Origin of the sequence: Comamonas sp. MYb69, assembly GCF_037479315.1 — a bacterium.
Lineage (GTDB): Bacteria > Pseudomonadota > Gammaproteobacteria > Burkholderiales > Burkholderiaceae_C > Comamonas.
Genome location: NZ_JBBGZG010000008.1, coordinates 137,414 through 159,813, shown reverse-complemented (window position 1 = coordinate 159,813; position 22,400 = coordinate 137,414). Strand labels below are relative to the sequence as shown.

Below are 22,400 nucleotides of genomic sequence, written 5' to 3'. Positions count from 1 at the left end.
GTGCGGGAATAGCTCAGTTGGTAGAGCGATACCTTGCCAAGGTATAGGTCGACGGTTCGAACCCGTTTTCCCGCTCCAGTTTTCAAAGCTGGTGTGGATCCGTTCATGCTAGTTTTTGCGGGAATAGCTCAGTTGGTAGAGCGATACCTTGCCAAGGTATAGGTCGACGGTTCGAACCCGTTTTCCCGCTCCAGTGTTTCAAAGCTGGTGTGGATCCGTTCATGCTGGTTTTTGCGGGAATAGCTCAGTTGGTAGAGCGATACCTTGCCAAGGTATAGGTCGACGGTTCGAACCCGTTTTCCCGCTCCAACACATTGCGAAAAAGAGCCTCAGGGCTCTTTTTTGCTTTTCAGCTTCGGCTTTTCTGCTTGCCGGAGCTCGCTGCCACCGCGAGCCTGCGAGTCGCGCAGGATTCGCAGCTTCCTTCTTCTCTGTCTTCATGCGCTACACCAGCGCTTGCAATCATCGCTGCAGCGTTGCGCTCAGCCACGATCTGCCGCTGTCTTCGTCCAACAGCGTATCTGGAGCAGCTAGAATGGCAGGCTGCGTGCCTCGATGGTGAAATTGGTAGACACCCGGGACTTAAAATCCCGTGCCGCGAAAGTGGCGTGCCGGTTCGATCCCGGCTCGAGGCACCATCAACATGATTTGCTTTCACCGGATTTAACTTCGCAGAGTGAAAGCCGTGAAATTTCAAGCTTTAGCGGATACCATCTAACCCGTTTTAACTGCCAAAAGTGATTGTCCGTGAAGCTGGCTGCACGGGAAATGCACGGGCGAATGCACGGGAGGTCTGGGGATGGGAAAGCCAAGGAAAACTGCTGAGGGCACATGGCGAGTGCAGTACCAGCTAGATGGCAAGCGTGTTGGTGGCACATTCTCAACTAAGCGAGAGGCCGACGACTGGCTGGCTCGCACTCGAGTAGAAAGCACGGCGCGCCAACAAGGCAAAACCGGCACCATCAAGACGCTAAAGCAGGCGATGCTACGTTATGGGGAAGAGGTTTCTCCAACCAAGCGCGGCGGTGACAAGGAAATCATCCGCATCAATGCCATTCTGCAGCATGAGGCATTCCCCTCGAATGTGAAGTTGGCCGACCTGACCCCGGACCATTTGACAGCTTGGCGCGATGCTCGGCTCAAGATTCGGGCGCGCGGATCAGTTTTGCGGGATATGAACCTTCTCTCGTCCATTATGACGACGGCAAGGCGGGAGTGGCGGTGGATCTCGGCAAATCCCATGAGCGACGTTCGCCGGCCTGCTGAGCCTGACCATCGCGAGGTAGTCATATCGCGCGTCCAGATAGTCAAGATGATGCGAGCGCTTGACTACTCCAGTGGTCCTGTCCGGAGTGTTCGGCAAGCAGTAGCTATGGCGTTCGCTATGGCTCTATGCACGGGGATGCGGGCGGGGGAGTTGTGTAATTTGAAGTGGGAGGATGTGCGAGAGGATCATGTGATTCTGCACATCACCAAAAATGGGAAGCGCCGTGAAGTTCCACTGAGTTCACGGGCAAAGATGCTCATCACCCGGCTGCGCGGCTGGGATGAGGAGAAAGTGTTCGGGATTACTGCTCAATCCCTGGACGCGATGTTCCGCAAGTATCGGGTCCGTGCTGGACTCTCGGGGTTCACGTTCCATGACAGCCGGCATACGGCGGCGACGATGATCGCTGGCCGCATGCGCAGCGGCAGCATGCCAGCACAGCAGGCAGTCATGGACCTGTGCAAGATGTTTGGATGGTCCAGGATGGACCAAGCGCTGGTCTACTACAACCCCAAGGCTGGGGACATAGCAGCGCGCCTTGGCTAGGCCTTCTTCTTTGATTCCCACTCGAGAACCTCGGCGAGCAGCCAGCGGCCGTCGTTGCAGGGTTCGGGGAAGTCGCCACGGCGGACCATGGCCATCACTGTCTGGCGGCACCGGCCAACGCGTTCTGTGACTTGCACTGTGCTGAGCCGATCGCCTTTGTTCTGGGCCATCAAGATCACAGCATCAGTCAGGCGGGCGACCTCCTTCTGGAGTGCTTCGATTTCACTCATATCAGTTCTCCAAAAAAGAACCCCGCTCATTGGCGGGGCTCGGGTCAAAGTCCAATAGCCTTCAGCATCCTTCGAGCCGGACTGATGTCGATCACTTCCTTCTGCATCGACTGGAATTGGTAGACGGGCTCGATTCCCAAGCACTGCTTGATCAAGTCAGGGATTGATGCGCGCAGCTCTGACGGCATCTTGTTGTAATCGACGCAATGCAGAGCGCGGAGGATGTCATAGGCCTCTCCGCGAGCGCTCACGTCCAAGAGCTGTGCAGCGCTGTCAATGCAACAGATGCTCCAGTGGCCTTTGCGGAGTTGCTCGTTCACGGCGGTCATGGCCGCTAGTTCTTTCAGGTGTTGCATATCAATCTCCAAAATGAAGAACCCCGCAGTTGCGGGGCTCGGGTTCGTCTTGTTCGGGGAGGGGTGCTCGTTTGTCACCCCATTTGCGGGAGCGTTTGGTGGTCATAGTTACCGATCGGGTAGATTTCGGGCAATTTCCATCTTTGCCTGGTCATTTCTTCCCGTTCGGGAAGAGCCTGGGGCTGCGGGGAGGGGCTGCCAATGGGTTGCGCGGCAAGCTCCATCCGTGAAGTTCTCCAGGGAATAGCCGGGCGGGACCGTGGCCTCCCAGCATCCATAGTTGTGCGGAGTGCCTTTCACAATCTTGATATTGGCGTCGTGTGTGACGTGGGCGAGTGGCCGGTAAACAAGAAACTGAGTGCCATCCCTTGGTGCAGTCTCGATTGGCTGCCAGCGGTCTGCCTCACGGCTTGGGTCAGGGGTTGTCATTGGTGTCCTTTGCGATTGGTTGCTCAAGCAATTCTTGATCGCCCAGCTTGATAGAGGTGACAACGCCAGGTCGCCCATCGTCAGTCCAGATCAGCGCATTGACATTGAGGTCGTCTACTGGGCAATCAGCCAACTCAGCAATGGAATGCGCTACGGAGTGCCATGCGATCAGATCAGGGATGAACCGGACAAACTCATCTGCGGTTAGCTTGGGGATGTCGTACATGGTTTTGATGGTGCGAGCGGTCATCCCTCACCTCCAGTGCCGCGAGCGCGGATGGTAGAGGCGCAGTCCATACGCATCCAGTAGGCGCCGCTCTCTTTAGTGGCGGCCATGCCGGCCAACTGTTCACAGGCGGCGGCGCACGCCTCGCGCTCGGCCAGAACGGCCTTTTGCTTTTCGGCTGCCGCGACTTCGATGACAAAACTGGCGAACTTCTCAAGCCAAACGACTGGGACAGTGTTGAAGATCGCATTGACTGCTTTTGAGGAGGCGGCAGCTTTCATGCCTGCTTTAGCTGCCAAGGCGATCACAGTGTCTCGGTCAATCATTGGTGGCTCCTATTCCGTGTGCCCGTTCTGCGGCCCTGACGGCTTTCTGCATTGTTTTTCTGTCGCAAGGGCAGAAGGGGTTGTCTGTACTGAAGGTGTCTTTCCGAAGTTTTTCAATCTGCTCATCAGTCAGCGGCTCCCGCTCAGGTGGGGGAGGGGCGGCCAGGATGGCTTCTGCGAAGGCTCCAACCTCGCGCAAAGTTGCGCGCTCTCCGCGCACACGTCCTTTTGCATGGCCGGACTTAAAACCTTCAATGTAGAGAGGGTGAAAGCAGTCAGCAGCTTGCGGTAAGGCCTCAGCCAGACGCCTGCGAGCCGCATCTACCTGCCCATCCGGCGCAGCCTGCCGCGCTGATAGCTGGGCCTTGAGCTGCTGTATCTCGGCGTGCAGGCGGCGCAGTTCGGCGGCGGCCGCTCGCTCCAGGGCAACCACAACAGGGTTGCAGCCCTCGCACTCGTCTATTTCTGCGTTGCCGATCAGGCGGTCGGCCAGCTCCAGCGCTTCGGACTGTGCTTCTGTCTTGTCGGTCATGGTGTTTGTTCCTTTGCCCAGTATTCGGTGCAGTAATCGCCCTCGCAGCGCCTGCAGTGAGAGCAGTCGCAGGTCAGATCGGTTTCCCAGCACCAAGCTTTTCCCTTCTCGTCCTTGTACTCATGCGGCCCGTCGTGACCATCTGGCAGGTAGCAGCCGCTTACATCATTCCCTGGCGAATGCATATCGTGAAAAATTCCGCAGGCGATCTGGCTCTTGTCGGTCATGGTGCCCTCACATCGATGGCGTAAACCTGCACTGGCTCTGTGCCAAAGTGCGGGTGGGTGATGGTTTTGATGGTGTATCCACGCCATGGACGCACCAAGCGCCGGGCGTGGTCGTCGCGGGCGGGATAGCCCAGCGTCAGGATGATCTGGTCATAGTCGCGGCTCTCCAGGCGCTTGGCCCAATGCGGCGTGCACAGCCGGAACTCCTCGGGCTTGGTGCCAGCGCGGATGGCCTCGAAGTATTCGCGCTTGAGCGGCAGGTGCAGCGCGCTCATGGTGCTTCCTTGGGGGCGGGCTCGGCCAGCCGTTCAAAGTAAAAGGTCACCGGTGAGCTGGTGAGCTGCACGAGGCCGTAGCGCACGGCGCGGCGGAATGTGCTCACATCGCGCTGCAGCACATCGTTGCTCCGCTGGATGATGTCGCGCCAACTTTCCAGGCTCATGGAATGCTTGTCGATGTTGCAGGGCGGGCATGCTGGGTTCATGTTCTCCAGCGTGTCGCGGTGGGGGTAGTCGGGTCCCCTGGGGACCTTCAGCCAGTCGTTGCGCACAATCGGTTCAATGTGATCGGCATGCCAGCGTTCGCCCAGCGGCTGCCCGCAGTATGCGCACCGGCCGCCGAACTTTTCCCGAAGAGCGGCGCGCTTTGCTTTGTTTAGGGTCATCTCAATCCTCCTTCTTGGCCTGGGCTGTCATCAAGTCCGAGACAGAGCGCGTCTTAGCGCAAGACAGGCAGCATGGCGTGTTTGTCTTTTTGTGCCACCAGCGGGTTGGGGCCTTGCAGAGTGCACAGTGCTCTTTTATGAAGGCGAGGCCCATGCCCCACTTCTTCAACTCATCCACGTCTTCGTGTTCAACTGGGATCATTGGTTGCTGTCCTTCTGTTGCTTGACCCGCCGCCGGCAGCGCTGTTCAAGCTCCTGCTGCCACTGGGCGAGGTTGGTAGATCGGTCCCGGTAGATCCGGCAAGATGGGTCGTGGGTGTTGATGCACACCACATGGGAGAGGTCAGGGGCCAGGTCGCGGGCCCGAGACTCGCACTGCTCCAGCGGCATGGCGTCGCCAGCGGCACCGATCAGCCCTCTGGAGATGAACACGAGCAGCCAGATGTCAGGCATTGGGCTGGCCCTCCTGTGGTTGGGCCCGGTAGCCATCGCCAATCGCGTGCTTTACGCAGTCCTTATGAACGCGCAGTTCGTGGTTGTCAGGGTCTGTGACGATGGCAAAGATAAATCCGCCTCGTATGCGCACAAGCTGCTTGTGACAGTGAAAGCATGTGCTGATACCGCCCGTTTTGAATTTGCGCATCATTGACCCTCCCTCTGTTGGGCGTCAAAGTCCAGCAGTGGCACTGTCTTCCCTCGCAGGTCATGTGAGCAGTCGTCCAGGAACTGAACTTCTCCATCGTTGATCCAGGAATGGCACCTGAAGTCATGCCCCTCCGTAAGCACGCTGGGGCGCAGCGTTGGAGCCTCGGTGCTACCGTTCCATGTCCAACAGCCGGTTCCATCTCGCGTCCCGCTTCGGATAATGGGAAGCGTGAGCTGCCCCGTGGGGCCGGGTATGTTGAGCGTCACATGGTCGGCCTGGCCTGGAGAGCAAGGTTCGTAGCCAACGCCCCGAATTAGCCGCACTGGTTTTGCTCGCATCACTGGCCGCCTTCCTGGGCTGCAGCCATGGCGGCGTCGATAGTGTCATCGGCATTCTCTCCACACGAGAAGGTGCCGCCCAGCAATGCCATGCATCGCCAGAAATTCGGGTGCCCAGAGCCATCCAGCAGCATCCCCTGCGCGCGCAGCCATTCGTAGCGCGCAGCTTTCTTGATCGTCTCCGCATCCAGCGCATCAGCGGGCTGGGCCTGGGGTGCTGTGTAGAAGAATGTTCCGTGCTCAAACGCAGCAGTGCCCGTATGCCACTGAATTGCAGCGCCACTCAGTACAGTGGCAACTGGATTAGGATTCCCGCGCACGAAGAAATGTGTTCCTGCGTCCAGGTGGTATGGCTGTTTGTGCATCCAGCAGGTGCCGTACAGCTTGCTGTGCCAAGCAACTGGGTCACTGCTAACCGGCTCGGCCTGCACCTCTGCCAGGTCACCTGCCGAGGAATCCTCGGTAGCTGGAAGGGCTGGGGTGGCCAGCGGTTCTGTTTCATACAGGCCATCCATTTCATTGATAGCCTCCATAAATCCGTCGCCGTAGGCCACTGCTACGGGCGCTGCCTGTGCTTCCACTGCTGCAAGCCCGCCTCGCATCCGCAGGCATTCGTCGCGGATCGCCAAGCCGGCCGCATGCGAGTCAGCGGAATGCGGCCACTCAGCAACCACTGCGATCAGCACCGGGTCAATGTCCTGACGCTTGATACGGCAAATCGAGGTATTCAGGGCGTTTGCTTCTTCTAGCGCCACCTCGCGGGATGGCATTGGGTGCACATCATCAGCGCCTGTAACGTGCACACACCAAAGCGTTGCAGCCCCCTCGGCAGTCTTGAGGGGAGCGGAAGAGTTGTTTTCAGCCATGTTGGGCTCCAGAAATGGAAATGCCCGCTCAGGGCGGGCTGTGAATAGGGGACCACTGGGGGCGGTAGACTTGGCGCTATGACGCTTTTCGATTCAATGACCAACGCCATTCGAGCGCACTGGTCCCAACATGACAACGCCTACCCTCAGTGCATCGAGCTTGATGGTGTCTCTCTGAAAGACTTCATCGAGACCCGCAACATCGTGCGCAAGGGGTTGGGTAGCCCGCCTTCCACTGAGGCGGTGCCAACGCTGCTGGGTGTCAAGTTGGTGCTAGGCGACAGCAACGTGCTGGTCGCCAAGGACGGCACGCGGGTGCCACTGGGCTAACGCTTGGCCTGGCCCCGGTAGGTGAGGCCTGCGCCTGTGTACTGGCCCTGCACCGACGCAGCGCAGATGGGCGCATAGTCGGGCGGAATGCAGATATGGCGCTGAACCTCGACGGTTGCCGGGGTGATGATCTCGGCAGATTCTGGGAGATTGACGCCGGCCTGCTTGAGCGTGACCTGCAGTTGCTGGTGAGGCCCAGGCTGCTTCGGAGCCTTTGAGGCTTTGACCACCTTCGGAGGCTTTGGGGCCTCCCCCTTGGGTATCTGCGACATCCGTTTTGCTGCGGTGCTTTTGGAAATGCCCAGCTCCGCCGCAGCAACGCGGACCGACATCCCACTGGCGCGAAGCTCTCGCAATCTTTGCTCCATCTCAGGGGTGATTACCAATCTGTTTTGGGCCATAAGAAAAACCGCCTCTTGGGCGGTCCTGGGTTAGATCACTGAATACAGACGGAGGCTGCGGCGCATGGGGTCGATGAACGGGATGTCGTCGACCATATCTTCAAAGCCTCCGCCGCCTTGGCGGGGTGCCGGAGCTGGGCGTGGCGCTGGTGCCGGGGCCGGCCGGGGAGCTGGTGCCGCTGCTTCCTGGCGATTGCCATCGCGGGCGAAATCGTCAAAGTCGGCCACGCCTTCCAGTGCGAAACCCTCGCTGCCGTCGCTCTTTTGGAAGGTGGCAATGTGCAGATCGCGGACGATCAGCGAAACCTGCTTGCCCTTCAGGAGGTATTGGGCCAGTGACTCGGCCTGCTTGCCGAACATCGATACACGCACCCATTGGGTAGGGCGCTTGCCGTCATCTCCCTTTCGGCCATAGTTATAGGCCGCTGCGAGTTGTACGACGGTGGTGCCGCCTTGGGTCACGCGGGTTTCAGCATCACGGCCCAGCGTGAAAAGTCCTGTCAAAACTGCCATGTTTTTTCCTTATGCGGCCTGCTTGGCCTGTTCGTCGTTAGCGGCCAACGCGGCGCGCAGCTTCTCTTCGTATTCGGCGACCAGTCGCGCGAAGGCCATCAGGTCAGACTCCAACTCTTCGATTGCGTCCTCGTCACGCGTGATGCGCTTGATAACCATGTGCTCAAGATCGGGAACCCAGAGCACCAAATCCACCCACTGGCGGCCCAGGAGCCAGAGATAGCCCAGGCACTGATCGATGTAGCCGGACACATCTCCCTCCGCCACAGCGGTAAAGAGCGTGTCGCTGCTCACCATGGTCTTGATTTCCAACACCCCAACGTCGTCAATCAAGCCGTCTGGGGAGAGCCCAAACAGGCCGTCTTCAGTGGTGAAGAACCCCACCTCCTGGACCAAATTTCCCGTTCGGCGCTCGTATGCACGCCGGGCCAAGGGCTCCTGTTCTGTGCCGGTGCGCATTGCGGCGTTCTGGAACTTGCCCGGCGCCTTGCCACCACTTCGCTCCCGAGCTGTATCCATGGCATAGCCGATGCATGCTTTAGACGGCTGTCCGCCCTTTAGCTTGTCGCGGCAATCCTTGAAGCGGGAGCCTGTGATGCAGCCCTTGCGCACAGCAAGCCATTGCTCGCTGCCTTGCTCGTAATCGTGTTCAATCATTGCGCGGCTCCCTTCTTGTCAGCGTCCTTGGCGGCCTTCTTGAGTGAGTAGCTCTCAGGCTCCAGTGCTTCGCGGTCCTCAGGAGAAAGTGCCTTGATGTGCTTGCTCAGCGAAGCCCAGCCGCCCATCGCCGCATCCCGGGCGGCCGAAAGCAGGTGCAAGGGGACTGCAGCCGGGGGCGATTCGCCATCGGTGTCATCACCGCCCTCAGCCACGCCGCAAATAGCCTTCAGGGTGTAGCGCTCAAGGTAGCTCTTGGTGCTGGCTCGCGCCTGCAGGATGTTTTTGGCGCCGCCGGTATCGGGCGGGCCGCCCATGCTGACCGATTCGGAGTGCCCATTAACATGCTTCAAGGAGCATGTGACCTCGATCCAGTCCTTCTCGTCCTTGGTCAACTTCCAGGACGCGCTGAGCCCGTGGCGTGAAAGTGCTGGCGTTACGGCATCCACAACGTCATGCAACTCTGCGTAGTCGCGGCCCCGTAGCGGACCGTCAGTAACCTTGCGGCCTTTTACGATGCGCACCGCTTCGGCTTTGAAGGCGGCGAAGGCCACGTTATAGGCCTTTTCCGCTTCTTTTCGCTCCCAGCGGTCCTGCACATCCATCATCTTTCCGATCTCCTCCGGACTGATGCCTTGCGCGAATGCCGCCATCATCATCGCGGCTGGGGAATTCGGGGCCAGCGCAGTGGAATGGGTGGTCGCTAGGGGAGAGGCTTGCCGGGTGACAGGCTCAAGCTCCAAAACCTCTGCATGGGTTGTTGCGTTCATGGCTTGCTTTCAGTAGGCAATCGAAACTGCCGGGATGGATTTCTTGGCAATCAGGGTGACTGCCAACTTGGCGCACTCTTCGGTCATGCCGCCTTGCACGAAGGCTTCCAGGGCTGCTCGGTTGATGGCGGCCTTGTGTGCCTTGTCGCGTTCGCGGCGCTTGGCTTCGGCGGCTTCGGCTGCTGCCTGGGCTGCTACGCGGCGCTGTTCTTCTTCAACGGCCTCAGCGGCCCGGCGCGCTGCATCAGCCTTGGCCTGCTGCTCGCGCTGTACAGCCTCGGCTTTCTCACGCTCGGCACGCTCGGCGGACAGCTTCAATTCCAGCTCGCGGCGTTCGGCTGCAGCCTTGGTTTCTTGCTCGCGGCGAATTACAGCTTCTCGCTCGGCCTGGGCCTTGGCCTCGGCTTCTCGCTGGGCGCGCTCTCCTGCTTCGCGGGCGATGCGTTCTTCACGCTCCTTTTGCTCACGGGCTGCTGCTTCGGCGCGGAGGCGGGCGAGTTCTGCCTGCTCGGCTTCATGCTTCTCCCGGGCAGCAAGTGCGGAGGTCAGGGCATCAAGGGCTTTTGCCTTGGCTCGATGGGCCTCGGCTTCAAATTCCTCGAATGATTCATCAACCACAGTCAGATCGACTTCGTTGATAACAGCACTGAACTTGGCGCCATTCATGGCTGGGTCATCTGCTCGAATTTGCGCGGCAAGAGCGAACCATTCAATCGCGCCCTTGTGCTTTGCAATTCGTGCCTCCTCGGCTTCCTCCCACTCGGTCAGCGGGCGCCGTACATCGTCGCGCCACAGATCAAGCGTGTCGCGGACCCGCTTGCGCTCAGAATCGATCCGCTTTGGCACGTCCTTGAGGTCTGCCACCAGCTCCTTTCCGATGTTGTCCAGCGCCGTTTTGCTCTTGGCCACCTTGTAGGCGATGGAGGCAATCGCGTCACGGCCCTTCTTGGTGGTCACATCAGGCACAAAGGCGTCCAGCTCGGCCTTGATCTGGGCGAGGAATGGATCCAGGCCCATGGGCGTGCTGTAGACCTGCAGCGCCGTCTCGCTGGGCGGCAATGCGATGAGGTCGGTGTTCTGTTCTTTCATTGGTCACCCTTAAACAATCGCGCCCGCACGAACAGCGGCCGCAAAAAAAGAAAGCGCCGTTATGGCGCTCCATAGGAATGCGTGATGCAGAAGGTTCACGGCTTTTCTACTTTCCTGAGGTGAATTGATTGCAGCCGGCGAAATTTCTCGAAGGTCTTGCTCACATCGGTTGCAACGGCCGGCACGTAGCGGCTCTTCTTCTGGCCTCGCTCGGGGCACAGTGCTCGGGTTGGCATGGTCAGCATGGGGGTGGTGGTCATAGATCAATCCCTGCCTTTTCCTTCATTTCAACCGCCTCGTCTGCCGTAACCAGCAGCAAACGCATTGGCTCATCAACCATGGTGTTGATGGCGGCTTCTAGCGCCGACACGGTTGACACAATATTCAGTGGACTAGCGAACTGCTTTACAAGCTGGTCTGCCTGGAGAAGAAACGCTCGGCGAATGGCGACTTCGTTCATGCTGGCCTCACCACAAGCCCGCCAACGGGCCCAGAGAACAAAGAAAAAGCCGCATCAGTTGCGGCTTGGCGGGTTGGGTAATTGGCGGCGCTGACATGGCCGTGATAGACGTACACGTATTCACTCGTCATCTTCAATCCCCTCGATCTCGTTGCAGAGGCGCAGCATCCGATCCCCGGTGCAGCAGCGAATTCTGTTTGCGGTGTCTGCCAGGTCTCGGGCCTCTTCAACCAACTGGGCCAGCTGGTCGCGCAGCGTGAAGTTTTCGTCTTGTAGCTCCCGCAGGCTCTGCATGCGCGCTGGCGGGTCGAATTCAGGGACTCTGCTGTCCCATGCTGCCTGCCCACGGGCCAGCGCGTGATAGTTGGACAAGTCAGTCATGACAACGCCTTTCTGGCCCAAACTCCGGGGCGGCCAATTTGGTCGGCAACAATGCGCAGCGCCTCTTCTTGTGCGTACTGACACATCCCGCAGTCCATCAGGTGTTGAATGCGCTCGATTCCCTCGACAGGGGGAGCGCAATGCCCTCGACGCTCAAGCTCTTGAAGAAGGTCCTCGGTGTCGGCTTCGGTAAGGTCTGGACCATCGACCCATACGCTCACATAAGGCATAGCGATCTCCCAAATAAAAAACCGCCCGTAGGCGGCAAAAGCGCAGAATGTTCTAGAAACTGCGCTGAGTGGTCGTGAATAGATTGGCCAGGGTTGGCTGCTTATATGAATAAAACCATCATTTGGACGGGCAGGGCGCTACTCCTGCAAGGTGTTTCGACTTCACGCCATCCTGTGACGTAGAGCGGTCTGCGGCCACCTACCTACCTTTATGGCTTGGATTTCTGAGGTGCCATTCTTTCCTCTTTGCGTGTCTCCGTCGCACCACGCCGCCGCCCAAATGATGGCCCTCTTTCGAGGAGTACCCAAAGCATCAAATCATCTGAAATGATGCTCTTGGGGTGCTTATGGGGTTGCCTTGGCGATGGCCGCACGCTTCTCAGCATCCGGGCCGCACCAGCCCAGACCCTGGCATGCCTCGCACTCATCAAGGAAGGGCAACGAATCCGCACCCAATTGATGGCTGACCTTGTGATAAGCGGTCTTCTTTCCTTCTCCGCCGCACTCCGGGCACTCGTGCGCGTCGTACTCAACCCATTCCATCGGCTGCCTCTTGCCGCAGCTGTTGCACTCAATGCCGTCGTTCATCAGCAGCGAGAAGTTCACGGATCCGCAGTCACAGGTCACGGCCATGTGATCGCTGATGCTCATCACGTTGCTAGATTGCATTTATCATCCTTCCGCGCCTGTGCGCATAAATTGAAAACGCCCTGAGTAGGGCGCTTGGGGGGTTAGGGGCCGACTGCCTGCTTCGTGATAAAGCACTGGTCGTGTATGTAACCCTGTACCCATGATTCAGTGATAGCTGTCTGAACGGGAGGGGTGAATTTCAGCAAGGCCTCCGCGATCTTCTGGAAGCCCTCCATGCTCACCTCGAATTTTTCGTAAATCTTGTCCTCCACGTCGCGCTCATCGAGATCAGAGGCATCGGGATCAACGCCAACCACTCGGCAGGCAAGCTCTAGAGCTTCAAAGTCGTACATTGCATCTCCTTGAAAAAGCAAAAGCGCCAACCCGTGACGCTTGTGATTTCCCTCTGATGTCGCCCAGAGGGGAGCGCCGGCGGTTAGATGCCGCGCCGCAGGAATGCATCGGGCTTCGTTCTGGCGATGGACTTGAGCACCTCATCAAGCTCCTTGCGGGTCACTTTGTGCTTCTCCATTAACTCCTTGGCGCGCTCATCAGATAGCTGGGCGACCAGGGCCAAGGCCTTGGCCTTTTTGGCGTCGAATTCGGCCTTCCTAGCATCGAGTTCGTTGCGCTTTGCGATTGCCTGCTCACGCTTGTAGCGGTCAAGCTGGTTGTCGATGTTCCCGCGCTTAGCCAACGGAACATTCAGTACTCCGTGATCTAGCATTGCTACTCCCTAGAAAAACGAAACGCTCCCGATGGAGCGCTTTGGTTTTCTCCCCCGGCTAAACCGGGGTTGGCTGGTTACTAGAAAACCCCAATATGAGAACTGAGGTATGTGACTAATAGTTACCAGATGAGCATCGGATCAAAAGCCTCTCAAATAATCTGCAGCAGCGGATATTCGATCAACTACCTCTACGACCTGCACCTAAAGGCGAGTCGCGGGGATTCTGCTGCTCGCGAGCAGATTGGAGCTCTCATCAAGAAGAACAGGGAGTTGAGCCATGTCTTCTACACTTTTCAAAGTGCGGCCCAACGAGTACAGGACGCCCGTAGGGCTACACGCAAGCTCAAGCAGAAGGCCAAATCAACAGACCCCCGCAATGGCAGCTGGGAGCGCCTTACAGCTCGTGTTCGAAAGTCTCCAGGGCTCGCCCTCCAAGGAGGATTGCCAGGACTAGGTAAGGGAAGCCGATAGAAACAAGGCCTCGCTGAAGCCTTGTGTGTATCGCCCCTGCTCCTCTCGCAAGGGGGTTGCTGGCATCTCCCCTTTCGGGTCCAGCTTCGCTCTGGCAGCTTTATGCAGATCACTATCTGCGCCGTATGTGCACCATCGACCGCTTCGGGGCGGTCAAGTCGCAGCGCGTTCCGGAATTTCATCGGGGCGCCTTGTGTCTCACGACGTGCTTCAAACTCTCTTTTGTTAAAGAAGGGGAGTTAGCTCGATCACTTCACACCCATCGCCTGGTGCAACTAGCTGCGCTCCACTGGAGCTAGACCTTCCTCTTGCATCGAGTCGGTTCAGGGGCCGGATCGCTACCCCTTCGGTCGTTTCGCGTTCGTTGCTGCGATGAAGTCATCTTAAGCGATATGCTTAGATTTAGTCAAGCGAAATTAAGCGAAAATTTTAGCGATCTTAAGCGGTAGGGCTAAAATCCCCCATGCCCACCATCGGCCAGGGCAAGAAAGGTTGTCTATGGGGATGAAGAGCGCAGACGAGGCAAAGCCAGGCGCGGGCGTACCGGCCAGACCTAAGCCGGACGGGAGCACTCAGAGTGATAGGGGGGAGTGGGGGTACATACCGCCGGGCAGCGTGTTTGTGCCCAAGAGGTGGTTGGCATTCGTGAATGTCTGCCTGGTGGTGATTTTGGTAGGCAACGCCATCCTGCTTGTTGTGCAGGCGGCAAATTACTTCGAGAAGAAATCCAACACTGCAAAGGCTGTAGCTACAGCGCTGAGCACTGCAGCAGCGAGCGCAGCCAAGTAGTTCCTATCGTGTCTCCACGATTTCGGTGCAAGTTTTGCCGATTGCCTGCGCATCAATTCCATCGTGATGGCCATCTTCGCTCCTTCATCGAGAACGCCGTCTTGAGGAACGCTTTCCCGAGTCAGGTACTGCATGAGCTTTTCATCAGACAACTCTTTGATTTTCTCTGCGCGGAGGGAGTAGGGTTGAGGCTGTTTTTCGACCGGTATATAAGGCGGCTGCTGTGGTCTAGGTCCTGCCGGCGTAGAGCTACTCATGCTGCGCAGATGCTCGGAAATAAGTGACCGTGCGTTACGCTCCCGCTCTTCCACAGGCCCCAGGCCCGCAAGATCTGACAGCCGGCGGGCTTGTCGCGTGCGCGATTCGAGACTAGAGCCATCCTGATTTTGCGTTTGCTTCTCCATCATTGAAGTATCGCTGAGAGGGTACGCATCAGAGCATCCCAGGCAACAAAAAACCGCCCGGAGGCGGTTGTGTGGAGGAATAAAAAGGCCGATCCTGGTCACCCAGGTTAGCGTGCAAGTGTTAGAAGGGAGGGAGGGTGCTTCGCACGACTTCGGCATGAAATCTATGGATACATCTTAGACCAATTCTTTTGGTCAATGGTTCGCGGATGTCTCGTTGGTGCTACTTCAGGCATAAAAAAAGCCCGCAGTTGCGGGCTAAACACTCGAGAGCTCAACTCTTGTGCAGTGGTGCCTCCCCATGGAGTATGGCAATACTATGCCAGGCGCTGCTGCTCGACCTTGTCAATTGTCAAAGAATGATTGGCAAAAAAAGAACCCGCACAAGGCGGGCTGTGGGATCTATCCCCGAAGTACTCCTCCCTCCAGAGCAGTTAGCTAAATATAACAAATATATCGATATCTTTTCGTTGATTGATGTCAACTAGTGTCTTGTGGACGCCACCGGTAGAGGAAACTGTTGACAGGGTCAAGGTCTTGAGGGATACTGACTTCAGCTCATCGACCAGCGACTCGTGTAAGTGTTGAAGGAGTTACGAAGCCGTCCCTATGGGGCGGCTTCAGCTTTTGTGCTGGTGCTTCAACCATGACGCGTGACGTTTTACCAGTTTTGACCTCTGGTGTTCGCGATCTACGTAGTAGGCTGTCCAAGGCAGGATGTAGTCCTTTCTCTCATTCAGGACTACCAAATAGGCTTCATGTTCGAGATATATGTGGATTCTCGACTCATTACCTTTTTCTTCTTGCCACACTAACACTCCACGCGAATCGCACAAGTTAATACTAGGCTTGGGCCAGCGAATCCTCTCGCATCTTCGCAAGTCTGGAATTCGGTCGGCCTCTACATTTCCCTCGCTAATGAAATGCCAAAATGTACCCTCTTTATTGTCATACAGTGGGTATCGCTTCAGTCCTAATCTTTTGCCTCGAAATACAGGCTTTTCTACGACGAAATCTTGCTCAAATATTTTGTAGATCGCGTTTAGATATCGCGTCCAGTCTCCATCATGAGACCCCAACGGTTCAGATGCTGGTAACCATTCATAGTGTTCACTCACCATTTACCTCCTGGGCACGCCAGCAAAATATATTGAATTTCTTTTCTTGTAGTAAGGTGCTTTGATTCAGGCGATATCCAGATCTCTCTCTTATTCTGCTTATTAGGGCTTCCTTGGCCTTGCTGCCGCTAAGATTGCGATTCACATAAGAGACCGCGCCGGCGAGCATATCAACTATTTGCATTTGCTCGACTTCATCAGACCTTACCAATTGGACTTTCTGAACTATTCTTCGGGAGAAATCATACTGATTGTATGAAAGCACCTCGTGAAGTTTACTTATTTTTTTTGCTCCTTTAGTGTCCTTGATGTCAATATATATGTTGTATTTACCGGTGGGGGATAGAAGAGTTTTGATTAGGGTGAAATACATTTTATAGTACCAAACATCATGATCCTGGCCTTCTAAGCCGTTGTGATGGACCTTTGATTTATCTGGCACGACTAAGGCTCGAAAATGCAAGCTATCATCATCGAAAAAATAGTCAACTATATCCATATATAGCTGTAGTTTAGACGGTGATACTTTATTCCACTTGAGTTCAAAATTTGGCGGCATTTTATGCCGCTTTTTTATTTCACGAACTCGCCTAGCGATTTCTCTTGTGCTTTCATCGGAGCACCAAACTGAGCCGAGCGTCATTGCCAGCTGCCCATCATTTTCAAGATGGCAAGACTCATCACAATAAAGATTAAAAACTGCCATACATCTTTGTTAAATTTTAATTGCTCGCTCTTCCTAGGATGTCCATCCTACCAGCACTAGCCTTACATCAGCTTACAAGGTGTCGCTGATTCCTCGCTAAGTCGGCGGGGACACGCCCTCCATTTCCCTCAGCCTGTGCCCCCCATTCACAAGTCAGGCAGCGTCGTCCACTGCCTTCTGCTTCCTGACGCGCGGGATCTCGTAGTGTTGGCCAGGGAAGAAGAGCCGCTCAATCTCCCTGAGCTTCACAAGTCCAAGGCCTCTGATCTTCAGTAGATCCTTCGGCTCCATCGCGCAGAGTTGTTCTGCAGTCATGATCCCGTCCCGAGCCAAGGCCTGTACGGTTTCAGGGGTGAGGAGGCCGTTAAGAGACGAGTCTTTGATGTGACGTATGGGCCTGCGGGCCAGCACTGGCTCGAACGACTTGCCAGGGAAAAACGCTTTCTCAATTTGCTTGAACCTGAGCATTCCCATGCCCCGCAGCTTCAAAAGCTCGTGCGGGTAGGCTCTGCGCACTGCTTCCACGGTGTGAATGCCGTTCTTCGCGAGGACGTGAGTCACGTAGGCAGGCAGTAGATCGCGCAGGGGCGTCTCGGATTGTGGTTCATCCAGCATGCGAAACATCATATGTGGTGCCGCAAATAACTGCGATAGGGGAATGCGCAGTCGTAAAAAAGCCCTCCGAAGAGGGCTCTTGATCAGCTCGATTTGCGCCGGCGCATGAGGCCCATGGATCCGGCGACTACCCCAGAGAGCAGCAGCAGGCCAACACCACCTATAGTAGGGACTGTCTGAGGGGCAGTCGGTGGAGGAGGCGCTGTCACCGTAAAGTCTTGTGTTTGAGTGCTACTTGTACCGGTGAGTGTTGCGGTCACAGAGTACTGACCAGCAGGCAAACCTGCACCTTGAATACTGTAGGTATTGTCGGGATTCAGAGTAGCCTGAATGTTTTCGACGTACCCATTAGGACCAGTAACAACTAGGTCGACAGTGGTTGATGTGCCGGGGTTTGCAACTGATCCAGCGTACACAGGCTTGGTAAAGGCTGGCAATGTTCCGGGATTCGTCAAAGCCAAGCTTGAGGGTAGCTGGCCAGCAACCAGAAGTCCGTCAACCGCCAAACCGGATTGCTGACCATTGTCAGACCAATTGACCACTCCGATTTCAAGTCGGTAGGATCCTGCCGCAGGAACATTGTATGTAGCTTCAACCCAGCCCGAGTAGCCACATCCTGCGTCGTAGCATGAACCCGTGCCGCCTCCAGCAGTCCCCAATGGAGACCAAGTCGGAGCGCCCGCAATGATCGGCACACTTGGCGGAGTGAGTGTTGCTTGGGGCGGAGGCATTCCGTTACCTGGCACTACCGATTCCACTGGATCTGTACGCGCTGTGAAAAGTAGCGCAACTTCATTACCAGATCCGTCTAGGAGCCTTGCCCAAGCGAAATCAGAAAAACCTGCCCCATCACTAGTGACATAGTTGAATTGAAAGCTAATGGGTGCACCGGCTGCAGGAACTGCAAAGAGTGGCGAAGTATATGTAGAACCGTTCTTGACTTCTGTGTTCGGTACGCCGGTGGGCAACTTGGTCAAGTCAAAATCATCAGGGCTAGAGCCATCGGCATTTATTTGAGTACTCACCCATGCGTAGCCAGTAGTACCTGCTACAGGAGCATCAGTGACTACACCGTCTGCCGTTGAAGTCCCACATCCAATCAGATTGCTGCATGTCCAGCCGGTGGTGTCGATTGCCCAAGATTGGACTGAGAAAACTAATCCGGCTGTAGCCAAAAGAGTCTTAACTTTCATTTTTTCTCCTGAGAGTTGAGCTCCAAATTGAAGCGAATGAACACATCCTACAAAGTGGTGATTCAAGGCTTTGAACTGTTTGAAGGCAAGGCCCCTTTGACAGACCAGGCGACGAGGTTCACAATTTTCTAAAAAGCAATAAATGTAAACAGATTGTTGCGCATTGTCCATCACTGAAATTAGCGATAGGGATAACCCGAGCTAATAACAGCAGGGGCAAAAAAGCCCGCGTCTGCGGGCTGCTGTGTCGAGTCTACTAATCGCTTTGCCACCGCCATAAGCCTTAGTTGCTCAAAGCCAACCCATCTCTAGTGCAAAGAAAACTGCGACCATGAGCACCACATAGGCTGCAAACACAGCCTTGATGTAGATAGGCCAACCCCGAATCACTTGCCAGATGTTTTTGTTCTTCCAGGCCATCGTCTTCATGAGTCCTTGCGATGCCCGCCGGCATCGCAGCGGGGGAGGGCTAGCGACACTCAGGCCCGCCAGCTTTCGACAGCGCGTTGACTATTGCATCGTGCACGATGAAAGCTGTCGTAACATCCCCCACGAGATGCTCAACGTCTTTTGTCGGCAAAGTCAGATAGCCCTTGCTGCCAGTTATCCGTACAACGCGTTCCTTCGCCTTAATGAACTGCCTCAGCCCAATCTGATCAGCATCGTTAGTAATCAGGTCGATGCGCTCAAAGACTCCATTTGCGTCGTTGCTACGCTGAACCTCGTGATGCTGAAAATCACGCTCTAGGACAACTTTTCCGTCAGCAAGAATGGCGACTTTCTTCATAAAGGCCCATCCACCTTTGCGATCAACCACTGGGGCGATCAGGATCGCGGGGCGCTTGCACTCTAGTGCAGACACGTATATCTGGACATTGCTCTTTGTGCTCAGAGTTTCGTTGAGGTTGCTCCAGAATGGTGTGAACTGGTCGAGCTTCCGAAATGAGTCGTGTCTTCCTGCGACACGCGAACTTAATTCACACTTCAAGCCTGGCATTTCGTTGGGCACGAAACAAGCCGTGTATTCCGTCGTGCCGTCGGCATTCTTCTTCACCTCAGAGGCCACGAAAGATGACGCTAGATCTCTATTCCAGTCTGCCGCTGTATATGCGGGGGACTTTTGATTTGACGGGCTAGAGGAAGCGCAGAATGCCTTCCCCATGGCCAGCGCCCCCAAGAGCGCGATACACATAACTCTCTTCATCTTTCCCCCACGTTTTTAGCAAGTCTGGCAATGGTGTCTTGATACAGGGTGGTCTACCTGGAGGACTTTTATCATCGCTCTCTATGGCGATAGCGCCTGCGGTGCTCTGTCATGGTTCCAATTACAGTGAGATCGTGCTCATCACTACGCATGGAGGCATAGTTCTCATTAAGCGGAATCAGCTCAAAGATTTCGTTTCCAAACATATCAATCCCACGGGCTCGATATTTCTTGAATGTGGCTTCCTTGGAGCTGTTTTTGGCGGCAACGTAATCGCCTGGATTCGGGCGAACGTCAGGATCAATTCGCACGCGGTCCCCTTCTTTGAACTCAGGGAGCATTGAGTCGCCTTTGATTTCCAGGAAGAAGGCCCAAGGACCAGCATCGTCATCACCCGCCTCCGTAGCAAATCCGTCGCCCGGTCCATACGGATCCGCAATCTCCTTCAATGCACCCGCTTGAATAAACGAGATGACTGGATACTCGCGAACGCCAGGCTTGACGACCGCCACGTTCGCGTCGAAGGCTCTACGGGCATGGTCCACGTCCATCCATCCCTCCAACTTCTTGCAGCCGTGTTCCAGCTTGCGGGCCAGCTTATCTCCCATCTGACGTTGTTTGCCTGTCTTCTGATCAATTGACTGCTTTCGCAACTGGCTGAGGTACACGGCGCTCGTCTCAGCCAAGGCTGCGACTCGCTCCATCGAGCCTAACTCTGTAGCAAGTAGGTCGAGGTTTTCACGTCTTATCTGATGGACTGTCTTCATGGGACTGATTAGAAGCGAAACGCTTAAGTTATCAAATAAGCGATACGCTTGATTTTTCCTTTTTTATCGCTTAAGATGAGCCATGTTCTTAAGCGAATACACATCTGCGGTCCGAGGTCGAAAGTCGGAGCTCGCGCGAATCCTCAACCTGCCTGCCCAACTCATCGGCCAGTGGGCAAATGGCATTCGGCCTGTGCCAGTCGAGCGATGCCCCGCAATCGAGGCTGCGACCAAGGGTGCTGTGACTCGCCAAGACCTTCGCCCGAACGACTGGCAGCTGATCTGGCCTGAGCTCAAGAACAAAAAGGAGGCTGCTCATGGCTGACCTCAACCCCGGCTTGCTCTCGAAGCAAGCATGCGCGGCAGAGCTGGAGCGTCGCGGAATTAGGGCTGCTGAACAAGCCGTAGCAAGCCCTCGGAAGTTTCCCTCACTCCGGACAGCCATTCTTCGGATATGGCAGTGGATGGCAAAGCCAAGTCGTCCCACATCGAAACATTCTGGAGGTACGAAGTGATGAACGCTTGTTTTGATGGCTCCGGCAGTACCCGCACCAGTGTTGCGATGGCAATTTCCAACGCCTGTATTGAGCCTTGCTCGAAGGTTTGGTGCTTGGCTTCTTTCTTTTCCATGGCAAGGGCCCTTTCTAGTGTTGCTAAGTGCAACCGCAATTCTAGTCAGGCGTCCTTTGCCACCCCTTACGTTCATCACAAGGAGGCTGCATGACCGCATCGACCTCTGTCGTCTTGAATGAGCGAGCTCAGGCCGAGTTGAAGTCCCTTCTATCTGGGTTTGAACATGCTCCCGAGGGTGTTCGTCAATGCCTTGCGAACAGCCTCCGCAGCTTGCTTGCGGGCCTCGCCTACTGTGACCTGACGCTCGCACCCATTGCAGGTCAAGACGTCTTCCGGTTGGAGTTCTCTGCCGGATGGATGTCTGAATTGCGTGCTGCCGCAGCTCACGCAAGCCAATGCGATTCGTTCTGTGCTCATGGAGGCCCTCATGCGAAGTGAAGTTGTGGAACACCAATCTTCGCGTGGTGGGCTCTCCATGTCCAGCCCGACCCCATTGCCGATGGCATACGCAGACCTGGCATCGCTGGTCTGAATCGCAATATCCGAACTGATTTCCAGCCCCCTGATTTTTGAGAGAGAGGAAAAAAACACCATGGCCTACGAAAACCGCGACCTTGTCCGCGTTCCTATTTGCATGCTGCGAGGCAGCAAAGAGGAGGAGGAGAAGTTGTTGCGCCTGGCTAAGCGCTTGTCCAACGGCGGGTCGACCGCCGTGGCTCTTCGAGATGTGCTGTTGAAGCTGGCTGATGAGATGGAGCATGAGCGAAATCCTATTTCGTTCCGCCAGCTTGACAGGAACGCTTTCGGCGCTATGCGTGCGGCGTGATTCTGGTTTTCGTCACTTCATCAACCCTCAGCCCATGTAGATACCAATGAACCTATTCCCGCTGCGCATTGATCTGGAGGGCGCGACTCCACAACAGATTCGCGCTATCAATAACAAAGCATTTTGCGAAGGCGTGTCCTTCTCCGAGGCCGCCAAACGGATGCTTTTGGAGTACGAGGACCGGCTGGAAAAAGGTGTTGCGATGAACCCCATCGCACGTCTCTTCCGTTTCGCTTGGATGCACTAGGGCGGTACTTCTCAGTTACTCAAAAGTATGAACGCCTTCACCCGCCCAGCCAAATCCATCGCCTCCGGGCTCACCAAGCCCCGAATCCTCAAGACAGTAGAGCGCAACCCCCGCTACCACGGCTACTACATCGAAAGCGGGGCTCAGTCCCAGGCATCAACCCTCAAGACCCAACGAATTCTGAAAGGAGCCCTGCGATGAACAACGTCCGAGCAAGCGACCCAATCACTAGCGTCATCGCAGGCGAGCGCGCAGCCTTGTTCGCTGGCAACCACTACGTCCGCATCCTGGCAGCCCTGGGCGAAGAGAAGAGCCTGACAGCCGGCGAGATGGCTCAGGCCACCGGCATGTCGGTAGAGCAGGTCTGCCGCCGTCTGCCTGAGCTGCAGGCACGCGGCCAGGTGCAAGTTGTGCAGTTTGAAGGCGAAGACCTGCTGCGCAATGGCTATCGCGTCTGGGAGGCCACATGACCAGCGACACAAAAGAAAAACGCCTGTGGCTTTTGGCGAAGCGAGCAGGCGATTTATCTGTAGCGGCTTATCACGGCGGCAACCGGGACAAAGCCATTTGGTTTAACGAAAAACGTAAGCGCATTTTATGGCTGATTTATCGGCCTAGCAAGGGGTAAGACAAGTGGCACGCA

Annotated in this window: 39 protein-coding genes and 4 tRNA genes; 11 read left to right on the top strand and 32 right to left on the bottom strand. The window is 56.1% G+C overall.

Annotated elements, in window-relative coordinates:
• Window positions 1–2 precede the first annotated feature (2 nt).
• From WH303_RS13110 to WH303_RS13090, 5 genes are all read left to right on the top strand, one after another.
• Window positions 3–78, top strand: a tRNA-Gly gene (locus WH303_RS13110).
• Between the two features lie 39 nt (window positions 79–117).
• Window positions 118–193 (top strand) — tRNA-Gly (locus WH303_RS13105).
• A gap of 40 nt (window positions 194–233) precedes the next feature.
• A tRNA-Gly gene (locus WH303_RS13100) sits at window positions 234–309 on the top strand.
• 240 nt (window positions 310–549) lie between these two features.
• Window positions 550–638, top strand: a tRNA-Leu gene (locus WH303_RS13095).
• A gap of 200 nt (window positions 639–838) precedes the next feature.
• Window positions 839–1,813 (top strand): tyrosine-type recombinase/integrase, encoded by a 975-nt coding sequence (locus WH303_RS13090; protein WP_339519013.1) that lies wholly within the window; start codon window positions 839–841, stop codon window positions 1,811–1,813.
• On the opposite strand, the gene WH303_RS13085 is transcribed toward WH303_RS13090, so the two are convergent.
• The 11 genes from WH303_RS13085 to WH303_RS13040 all read right to left on the bottom strand — a co-directional run bounded on the left by WH303_RS13085 (window position 1,810) and on the right by WH303_RS13040 (window position 6,653).
• Window positions 1,810–2,043: a helix-turn-helix transcriptional regulator gene (locus WH303_RS13085; protein ID WP_313333546.1), complete on the bottom strand. Its 234-nt coding sequence runs from the start codon at window positions 2,041–2,043 to the stop codon at window positions 1,810–1,812. The genes WH303_RS13090 and WH303_RS13085 overlap by 4 nt on opposite strands.
• 44 nt (window positions 2,044–2,087) lie before the next feature.
• A complete protein-coding gene (locus WH303_RS13080; RefSeq protein ID WP_339519009.1) occupies window positions 2,088–2,399 on the bottom strand; it encodes a hypothetical protein in 312 nt (103 codons plus the stop codon).
• Window positions 2,400–2,814: 415 nt separating this feature from the next.
• Window positions 2,815–3,078, bottom strand: a complete 264-nt coding sequence (locus tag WH303_RS13075; RefSeq protein ID WP_339519008.1) for a hypothetical protein — start codon at window positions 3,076–3,078, stop codon at window positions 2,815–2,817.
• Window positions 3,075–3,380, bottom strand: a complete 306-nt coding sequence (locus WH303_RS13070) for a hypothetical protein (RefSeq protein WP_339519006.1) — start codon at window positions 3,378–3,380, stop codon at window positions 3,075–3,077. Before WH303_RS13070 ends, WH303_RS13075 begins: the two co-directional genes overlap by 4 nt.
• Window positions 3,373–3,912 (bottom strand): hypothetical protein, encoded by a 540-nt coding sequence (locus WH303_RS13065; protein ID WP_339519005.1) that lies wholly within the window; start codon window positions 3,910–3,912, stop codon window positions 3,373–3,375. The genes WH303_RS13070 and WH303_RS13065 overlap by 8 nt, the downstream gene beginning before the upstream one ends.
• Window positions 3,909–4,139: a hypothetical protein gene (locus WH303_RS13060; RefSeq protein ID WP_339519004.1), complete on the bottom strand. Its 231-nt coding sequence runs from the start codon at window positions 4,137–4,139 to the stop codon at window positions 3,909–3,911. Before WH303_RS13060 ends, WH303_RS13065 begins: the two co-directional genes overlap by 4 nt.
• Window positions 4,136–4,414, bottom strand: coding sequence for an ASCH domain-containing protein (locus WH303_RS13055; protein WP_339519003.1), 279 nt, complete (start codon window positions 4,412–4,414; stop codon window positions 4,136–4,138). The genes WH303_RS13060 and WH303_RS13055 overlap by 4 nt, the downstream gene beginning before the upstream one ends.
• Window positions 4,411–4,803, bottom strand: a complete 393-nt coding sequence (locus WH303_RS13050; protein ID WP_339519002.1) for an HNH endonuclease — start codon at window positions 4,801–4,803, stop codon at window positions 4,411–4,413. Before WH303_RS13050 ends, WH303_RS13055 begins: the two co-directional genes overlap by 4 nt.
• Window positions 4,804–5,001: 198 nt before the next feature.
• Entirely contained in the window at window positions 5,002–5,256 is a 255-nt protein-coding gene (locus WH303_RS13045; RefSeq protein WP_339519001.1) for a hypothetical protein, read from the bottom strand.
• A gap of 189 nt (window positions 5,257–5,445) precedes the next feature.
• Window positions 5,446–5,787 (bottom strand): DUF6527 family protein, encoded by a 342-nt coding sequence (locus WH303_RS23750; protein WP_445228282.1) that lies wholly within the window; start codon window positions 5,785–5,787, stop codon window positions 5,446–5,448.
• Window positions 5,787–6,653 (bottom strand): hypothetical protein, encoded by an 867-nt coding sequence (locus WH303_RS13040; RefSeq protein ID WP_339518999.1) that lies wholly within the window; start codon window positions 6,651–6,653, stop codon window positions 5,787–5,789. Before WH303_RS13040 ends, WH303_RS23750 begins: the two co-directional genes overlap by 1 nt.
• A 78-nt stretch (window positions 6,654–6,731) precedes the next feature.
• On the opposite strand from WH303_RS13040, the gene WH303_RS13035 reads away from it, so the two are divergent.
• Window positions 6,732–6,983, top strand: a complete 252-nt coding sequence (locus tag WH303_RS13035; RefSeq protein WP_339518997.1) for a hypothetical protein — start codon at window positions 6,732–6,734, stop codon at window positions 6,981–6,983.
• Here WH303_RS13035 and WH303_RS13030 read toward each other — a convergent pair.
• The 19 genes from WH303_RS13030 to WH303_RS12940 form a co-directional block, all read right to left on the bottom strand.
• Window positions 6,980–7,384, bottom strand: a complete 405-nt coding sequence (locus WH303_RS13030) for a hypothetical protein (RefSeq protein ID WP_339518995.1) — start codon at window positions 7,382–7,384, stop codon at window positions 6,980–6,982. The genes WH303_RS13035 and WH303_RS13030 overlap by 4 nt on opposite strands.
• Before the next feature lie 30 nt (window positions 7,385–7,414).
• The gene (locus WH303_RS13025; RefSeq protein ID WP_339518993.1) at window positions 7,415–7,897 is read right to left on the bottom strand and encodes a single-stranded DNA-binding protein; all 483 of its coding nucleotides are present in this window, start codon (window positions 7,895–7,897) and stop codon (window positions 7,415–7,417) included.
• 9 nt (window positions 7,898–7,906) lie between these two features.
• Window positions 7,907–8,554, bottom strand: a complete 648-nt coding sequence (locus tag WH303_RS13020; RefSeq protein ID WP_339518991.1) for a lambda exonuclease family protein — start codon at window positions 8,552–8,554, stop codon at window positions 7,907–7,909.
• Window positions 8,551–9,324, bottom strand: a complete 774-nt coding sequence (locus WH303_RS13015) for an ERF family protein (protein ID WP_339518989.1) — start codon at window positions 9,322–9,324, stop codon at window positions 8,551–8,553. The genes WH303_RS13020 and WH303_RS13015 overlap by 4 nt, the downstream gene beginning before the upstream one ends.
• 9 nt (window positions 9,325–9,333) lie before the next feature.
• Window positions 9,334–10,413 carry a hypothetical protein gene (locus WH303_RS13010; RefSeq protein WP_339518987.1) on the bottom strand — a complete coding sequence of 360 codons (1,080 nt, stop codon included), beginning with the start codon at window positions 10,411–10,413 and terminating at the stop codon, window positions 9,334–9,336.
• 95 nt (window positions 10,414–10,508) lie between these two features.
• Window positions 10,509–10,673 carry a hypothetical protein gene (locus WH303_RS13005; protein WP_339518985.1) on the bottom strand — a complete coding sequence of 55 codons (165 nt, stop codon included), beginning with the start codon at window positions 10,671–10,673 and terminating at the stop codon, window positions 10,509–10,511.
• Window positions 10,670–10,873: a hypothetical protein gene (locus WH303_RS13000; protein WP_339518984.1), complete on the bottom strand. Its 204-nt coding sequence runs from the start codon at window positions 10,871–10,873 to the stop codon at window positions 10,670–10,672. The genes WH303_RS13005 and WH303_RS13000 overlap by 4 nt, the downstream gene beginning before the upstream one ends.
• Window positions 10,874–10,993: 120 nt before the next feature.
• Entirely contained in the window at window positions 10,994–11,254 is a 261-nt protein-coding gene (locus tag WH303_RS12995; RefSeq protein ID WP_339518982.1) for a hypothetical protein, read from the bottom strand.
• Complete coding sequence (locus WH303_RS12990) at window positions 11,251–11,484, bottom strand: hypothetical protein (protein WP_339518981.1); 234 nt, start codon at window positions 11,482–11,484, stop codon at window positions 11,251–11,253. The genes WH303_RS12995 and WH303_RS12990 overlap by 4 nt, the downstream gene beginning before the upstream one ends.
• Window positions 11,485–11,829: 345 nt before the next feature.
• Window positions 11,830–12,153: a hypothetical protein gene (locus WH303_RS12985; RefSeq protein WP_339518980.1), complete on the bottom strand. Its 324-nt coding sequence runs from the start codon at window positions 12,151–12,153 to the stop codon at window positions 11,830–11,832.
• 62 nt (window positions 12,154–12,215) lie between these two features.
• The gene (locus WH303_RS12980; protein ID WP_339518978.1) at window positions 12,216–12,467 is read right to left on the bottom strand and encodes a hypothetical protein; all 252 of its coding nucleotides are present in this window, start codon (window positions 12,465–12,467) and stop codon (window positions 12,216–12,218) included.
• Window positions 12,468–12,550: 83 nt separating this feature from the next.
• Complete coding sequence (locus WH303_RS12975; RefSeq protein ID WP_339518976.1) at window positions 12,551–12,841, bottom strand: hypothetical protein; 291 nt, start codon at window positions 12,839–12,841, stop codon at window positions 12,551–12,553.
• A 1,184-nt stretch (window positions 12,842–14,025) separates the two neighbouring features.
• Entirely contained in the window at window positions 14,026–14,511 is a 486-nt protein-coding gene (locus WH303_RS12970) for a hypothetical protein (RefSeq protein ID WP_339518975.1), read from the bottom strand.
• 1,107 nt (window positions 14,512–15,618) lie between these two features.
• Window positions 15,619–16,332: a DUF3800 domain-containing protein gene (locus WH303_RS12965; RefSeq protein WP_339518973.1), complete on the bottom strand. Its 714-nt coding sequence runs from the start codon at window positions 16,330–16,332 to the stop codon at window positions 15,619–15,621.
• Window positions 16,333–16,485: 153 nt separating this feature from the next.
• Window positions 16,486–16,947, bottom strand: coding sequence for a DNA-directed RNA polymerase subunit alpha C-terminal domain-containing protein (locus WH303_RS12960; RefSeq protein ID WP_339518972.1), 462 nt, complete (start codon window positions 16,945–16,947; stop codon window positions 16,486–16,488).
• Between the two features lie 83 nt (window positions 16,948–17,030).
• Complete coding sequence (locus tag WH303_RS12955) at window positions 17,031–18,311, bottom strand: NF038132 family protein (protein WP_339518970.1); 1,281 nt, start codon at window positions 18,309–18,311, stop codon at window positions 17,031–17,033.
• A 120-nt stretch (window positions 18,312–18,431) separates the two neighbouring features.
• The gene (locus tag WH303_RS12950; RefSeq protein ID WP_339518969.1) at window positions 18,432–18,569 is read right to left on the bottom strand and encodes a hypothetical protein; all 138 of its coding nucleotides are present in this window, start codon (window positions 18,567–18,569) and stop codon (window positions 18,432–18,434) included.
• A 40-nt stretch (window positions 18,570–18,609) separates the two neighbouring features.
• Complete coding sequence (locus WH303_RS12945; RefSeq protein WP_339518968.1) at window positions 18,610–19,194, bottom strand: hypothetical protein; 585 nt, start codon at window positions 19,192–19,194, stop codon at window positions 18,610–18,612.
• A 221-nt stretch (window positions 19,195–19,415) separates the two neighbouring features.
• The gene (locus tag WH303_RS12940) at window positions 19,416–20,111 is read right to left on the bottom strand and encodes a LexA family protein (protein WP_339518966.1); all 696 of its coding nucleotides are present in this window, start codon (window positions 20,109–20,111) and stop codon (window positions 19,416–19,418) included.
• Between the two features lie 82 nt (window positions 20,112–20,193).
• On the opposite strand from WH303_RS12940, the gene WH303_RS12935 reads away from it, so the two are divergent.
• The gene (locus WH303_RS12935) at window positions 20,194–20,436 is read left to right on the top strand and encodes a transcriptional regulator (RefSeq protein WP_339518964.1); all 243 of its coding nucleotides are present in this window, start codon (window positions 20,194–20,196) and stop codon (window positions 20,434–20,436) included.
• A gap of 59 nt (window positions 20,437–20,495) precedes the next feature.
• Here WH303_RS12935 and WH303_RS12930 read toward each other — a convergent pair whose 3' ends face one another.
• Window positions 20,496–20,741 carry a hypothetical protein gene (locus WH303_RS12930; RefSeq protein ID WP_339518962.1) on the bottom strand — a complete coding sequence of 82 codons (246 nt, stop codon included), beginning with the start codon at window positions 20,739–20,741 and terminating at the stop codon, window positions 20,496–20,498.
• A gap of 150 nt (window positions 20,742–20,891) precedes the next feature.
• Entirely contained in the window at window positions 20,892–21,101 is a 210-nt protein-coding gene (locus tag WH303_RS23745; protein WP_445228285.1) for an ECs_2282 family putative zinc-binding protein, read from the bottom strand.
• Between the two features lie 175 nt (window positions 21,102–21,276).
• On the opposite strand from WH303_RS23745, the gene WH303_RS12925 reads away from it, so the two are divergent.
• The 4 genes from WH303_RS12925 (at window position 21,277) to WH303_RS12910 (ending at window position 22,385) form a co-directional block, all read left to right on the top strand.
• Window positions 21,277–21,510 (top strand): hypothetical protein, encoded by a 234-nt coding sequence (locus WH303_RS12925; protein WP_339518960.1) that lies wholly within the window; start codon window positions 21,277–21,279, stop codon window positions 21,508–21,510.
• A 46-nt stretch (window positions 21,511–21,556) separates the two neighbouring features.
• Window positions 21,557–21,757 carry a hypothetical protein gene (locus WH303_RS12920; protein WP_339518958.1) on the top strand — a complete coding sequence of 67 codons (201 nt, stop codon included), beginning with the start codon at window positions 21,557–21,559 and terminating at the stop codon, window positions 21,755–21,757.
• 197 nt (window positions 21,758–21,954) lie between these two features.
• Window positions 21,955–22,227 (top strand): hypothetical protein, encoded by a 273-nt coding sequence (locus WH303_RS12915; RefSeq protein ID WP_339518956.1) that lies wholly within the window; start codon window positions 21,955–21,957, stop codon window positions 22,225–22,227.
• The gene (locus WH303_RS12910) at window positions 22,224–22,385 is read left to right on the top strand and encodes a hypothetical protein (protein ID WP_339518954.1); all 162 of its coding nucleotides are present in this window, start codon (window positions 22,224–22,226) and stop codon (window positions 22,383–22,385) included. The genes WH303_RS12915 and WH303_RS12910 overlap by 4 nt, the downstream gene beginning before the upstream one ends.
• The last annotated feature ends 15 nt before the right edge of the window (window positions 22,386–22,400 follow it).

What these genes read in the sequence shown, in the direction of transcription:
- WH303_RS12960 (WP_339518972.1), bottom strand. Translation starts at nt 16,947, where the DNA reads ATGCTGGATGAACCACAATCCGAGACGCCCCTGCGCGATCTACTGCCT.
- WH303_RS12915 (WP_339518956.1), top strand. Translation starts at nt 21,955, where the DNA reads ATGAACAACGTCCGAGCAAGCGACCCAATCACTAGCGTCATCGCAGGC.
- WH303_RS13080 (WP_339519009.1), bottom strand. Translation starts at nt 2,399, where the DNA reads ATGCAACACCTGAAAGAACTAGCGGCCATGACCGCCGTGAACGAGCAA.
- WH303_RS12955 (WP_339518970.1), bottom strand. Translation starts at nt 18,311, where the DNA reads ATGGACAATGCGCAACAATCTGTTTACATTTATTGCTTTTTAGAAAAT.
- WH303_RS13060 (WP_339519004.1), bottom strand. Translation starts at nt 4,139, where the DNA reads ATGACCGACAAGAGCCAGATCGCCTGCGGAATTTTTCACGATATGCAT.
- WH303_RS12940 (WP_339518966.1), bottom strand. Translation starts at nt 20,111, where the DNA reads ATGAAGACAGTCCATCAGATAAGACGTGAAAACCTCGACCTACTTGCT.
- WH303_RS13045 (WP_339519001.1), bottom strand. Translation starts at nt 5,256, where the DNA reads ATGCCTGACATCTGGCTGCTCGTGTTCATCTCCAGAGGGCTGATCGGT.
- WH303_RS23745 (WP_445228285.1), bottom strand. Translation starts at nt 21,101, where the DNA reads ATGAGCACAGAACGAATCGCATTGGCTTGCGTGAGCTGCGGCAGCACG.
- WH303_RS12990 (WP_339518981.1), bottom strand. Translation starts at nt 11,484, where the DNA reads ATGCCTTATGTGAGCGTATGGGTCGATGGTCCAGACCTTACCGAAGCC.
- WH303_RS13010 (WP_339518987.1), bottom strand. Translation starts at nt 10,413, where the DNA reads ATGAAAGAACAGAACACCGACCTCATCGCATTGCCGCCCAGCGAGACG.
- WH303_RS12965 (WP_339518973.1), bottom strand. Translation starts at nt 16,332, where the DNA reads ATGGCAGTTTTTAATCTTTATTGTGATGAGTCTTGCCATCTTGAAAAT.
- WH303_RS13030 (WP_339518995.1), bottom strand. Translation starts at nt 7,384, where the DNA reads ATGGCCCAAAACAGATTGGTAATCACCCCTGAGATGGAGCAAAGATTG.
- WH303_RS12980 (WP_339518978.1), bottom strand. Translation starts at nt 12,467, where the DNA reads ATGTACGACTTTGAAGCTCTAGAGCTTGCCTGCCGAGTGGTTGGCGTT.
- WH303_RS13035 (WP_339518997.1), top strand. Translation starts at nt 6,732, where the DNA reads ATGACGCTTTTCGATTCAATGACCAACGCCATTCGAGCGCACTGGTCC.
- WH303_RS12935 (WP_339518964.1), top strand. Translation starts at nt 20,194, where the DNA reads ATGTTCTTAAGCGAATACACATCTGCGGTCCGAGGTCGAAAGTCGGAG.
- WH303_RS23750 (WP_445228282.1), bottom strand. Translation starts at nt 5,787, where the DNA reads ATGCGAGCAAAACCAGTGCGGCTAATTCGGGGCGTTGGCTACGAACCT.
- WH303_RS12995 (WP_339518982.1), bottom strand. Translation starts at nt 11,254, where the DNA reads ATGACTGACTTGTCCAACTATCACGCGCTGGCCCGTGGGCAGGCAGCA.
- WH303_RS13065 (WP_339519005.1), bottom strand. Translation starts at nt 3,912, where the DNA reads ATGACCGACAAGACAGAAGCACAGTCCGAAGCGCTGGAGCTGGCCGAC.
- WH303_RS12985 (WP_339518980.1), bottom strand. Translation starts at nt 12,153, where the DNA reads ATGCAATCTAGCAACGTGATGAGCATCAGCGATCACATGGCCGTGACC.
- WH303_RS13025 (WP_339518993.1), bottom strand. Translation starts at nt 7,897, where the DNA reads ATGGCAGTTTTGACAGGACTTTTCACGCTGGGCCGTGATGCTGAAACC.
- WH303_RS12930 (WP_339518962.1), bottom strand. Translation starts at nt 20,741, where the DNA reads ATGGAAAAGAAAGAAGCCAAGCACCAAACCTTCGAGCAAGGCTCAATA.
- WH303_RS13020 (WP_339518991.1), bottom strand. Translation starts at nt 8,554, where the DNA reads ATGATTGAACACGATTACGAGCAAGGCAGCGAGCAATGGCTTGCTGTG.
- WH303_RS12950 (WP_339518969.1), bottom strand. Translation starts at nt 18,569, where the DNA reads ATGAAGACGATGGCCTGGAAGAACAAAAACATCTGGCAAGTGATTCGG.
- WH303_RS12925 (WP_339518960.1), top strand. Translation starts at nt 21,277, where the DNA reads ATGGCCTACGAAAACCGCGACCTTGTCCGCGTTCCTATTTGCATGCTG.
- WH303_RS13000 (WP_339518984.1), bottom strand. Translation starts at nt 10,873, where the DNA reads ATGAACGAAGTCGCCATTCGCCGAGCGTTTCTTCTCCAGGCAGACCAG.
- WH303_RS13005 (WP_339518985.1), bottom strand. Translation starts at nt 10,673, where the DNA reads ATGACCACCACCCCCATGCTGACCATGCCAACCCGAGCACTGTGCCCC.
- WH303_RS12910 (WP_339518954.1), top strand. Translation starts at nt 22,224, where the DNA reads ATGACCAGCGACACAAAAGAAAAACGCCTGTGGCTTTTGGCGAAGCGA.
- WH303_RS12920 (WP_339518958.1), top strand. Translation starts at nt 21,557, where the DNA reads ATGAACCTATTCCCGCTGCGCATTGATCTGGAGGGCGCGACTCCACAA.
- WH303_RS13070 (WP_339519006.1), bottom strand. Translation starts at nt 3,380, where the DNA reads ATGATTGACCGAGACACTGTGATCGCCTTGGCAGCTAAAGCAGGCATG.
- WH303_RS13075 (WP_339519008.1), bottom strand. Translation starts at nt 3,078, where the DNA reads ATGACCGCTCGCACCATCAAAACCATGTACGACATCCCCAAGCTAACC.
- WH303_RS13040 (WP_339518999.1), bottom strand. Translation starts at nt 6,653, where the DNA reads ATGGCTGAAAACAACTCTTCCGCTCCCCTCAAGACTGCCGAGGGGGCT.
- WH303_RS13055 (WP_339519003.1), bottom strand. Translation starts at nt 4,414, where the DNA reads ATGAGCGCGCTGCACCTGCCGCTCAAGCGCGAATACTTCGAGGCCATC.
- WH303_RS12975 (WP_339518976.1), bottom strand. Translation starts at nt 12,841, where the DNA reads ATGCTAGATCACGGAGTACTGAATGTTCCGTTGGCTAAGCGCGGGAAC.
- WH303_RS12970 (WP_339518975.1), bottom strand. Translation starts at nt 14,511, where the DNA reads ATGATGGAGAAGCAAACGCAAAATCAGGATGGCTCTAGTCTCGAATCG.
- WH303_RS13015 (WP_339518989.1), bottom strand. Translation starts at nt 9,324, where the DNA reads ATGAACGCAACAACCCATGCAGAGGTTTTGGAGCTTGAGCCTGTCACC.
- WH303_RS13085 (WP_313333546.1), bottom strand. Translation starts at nt 2,043, where the DNA reads ATGAGTGAAATCGAAGCACTCCAGAAGGAGGTCGCCCGCCTGACTGAT.
- WH303_RS13050 (WP_339519002.1), bottom strand. Translation starts at nt 4,803, where the DNA reads ATGACCCTAAACAAAGCAAAGCGCGCCGCTCTTCGGGAAAAGTTCGGC.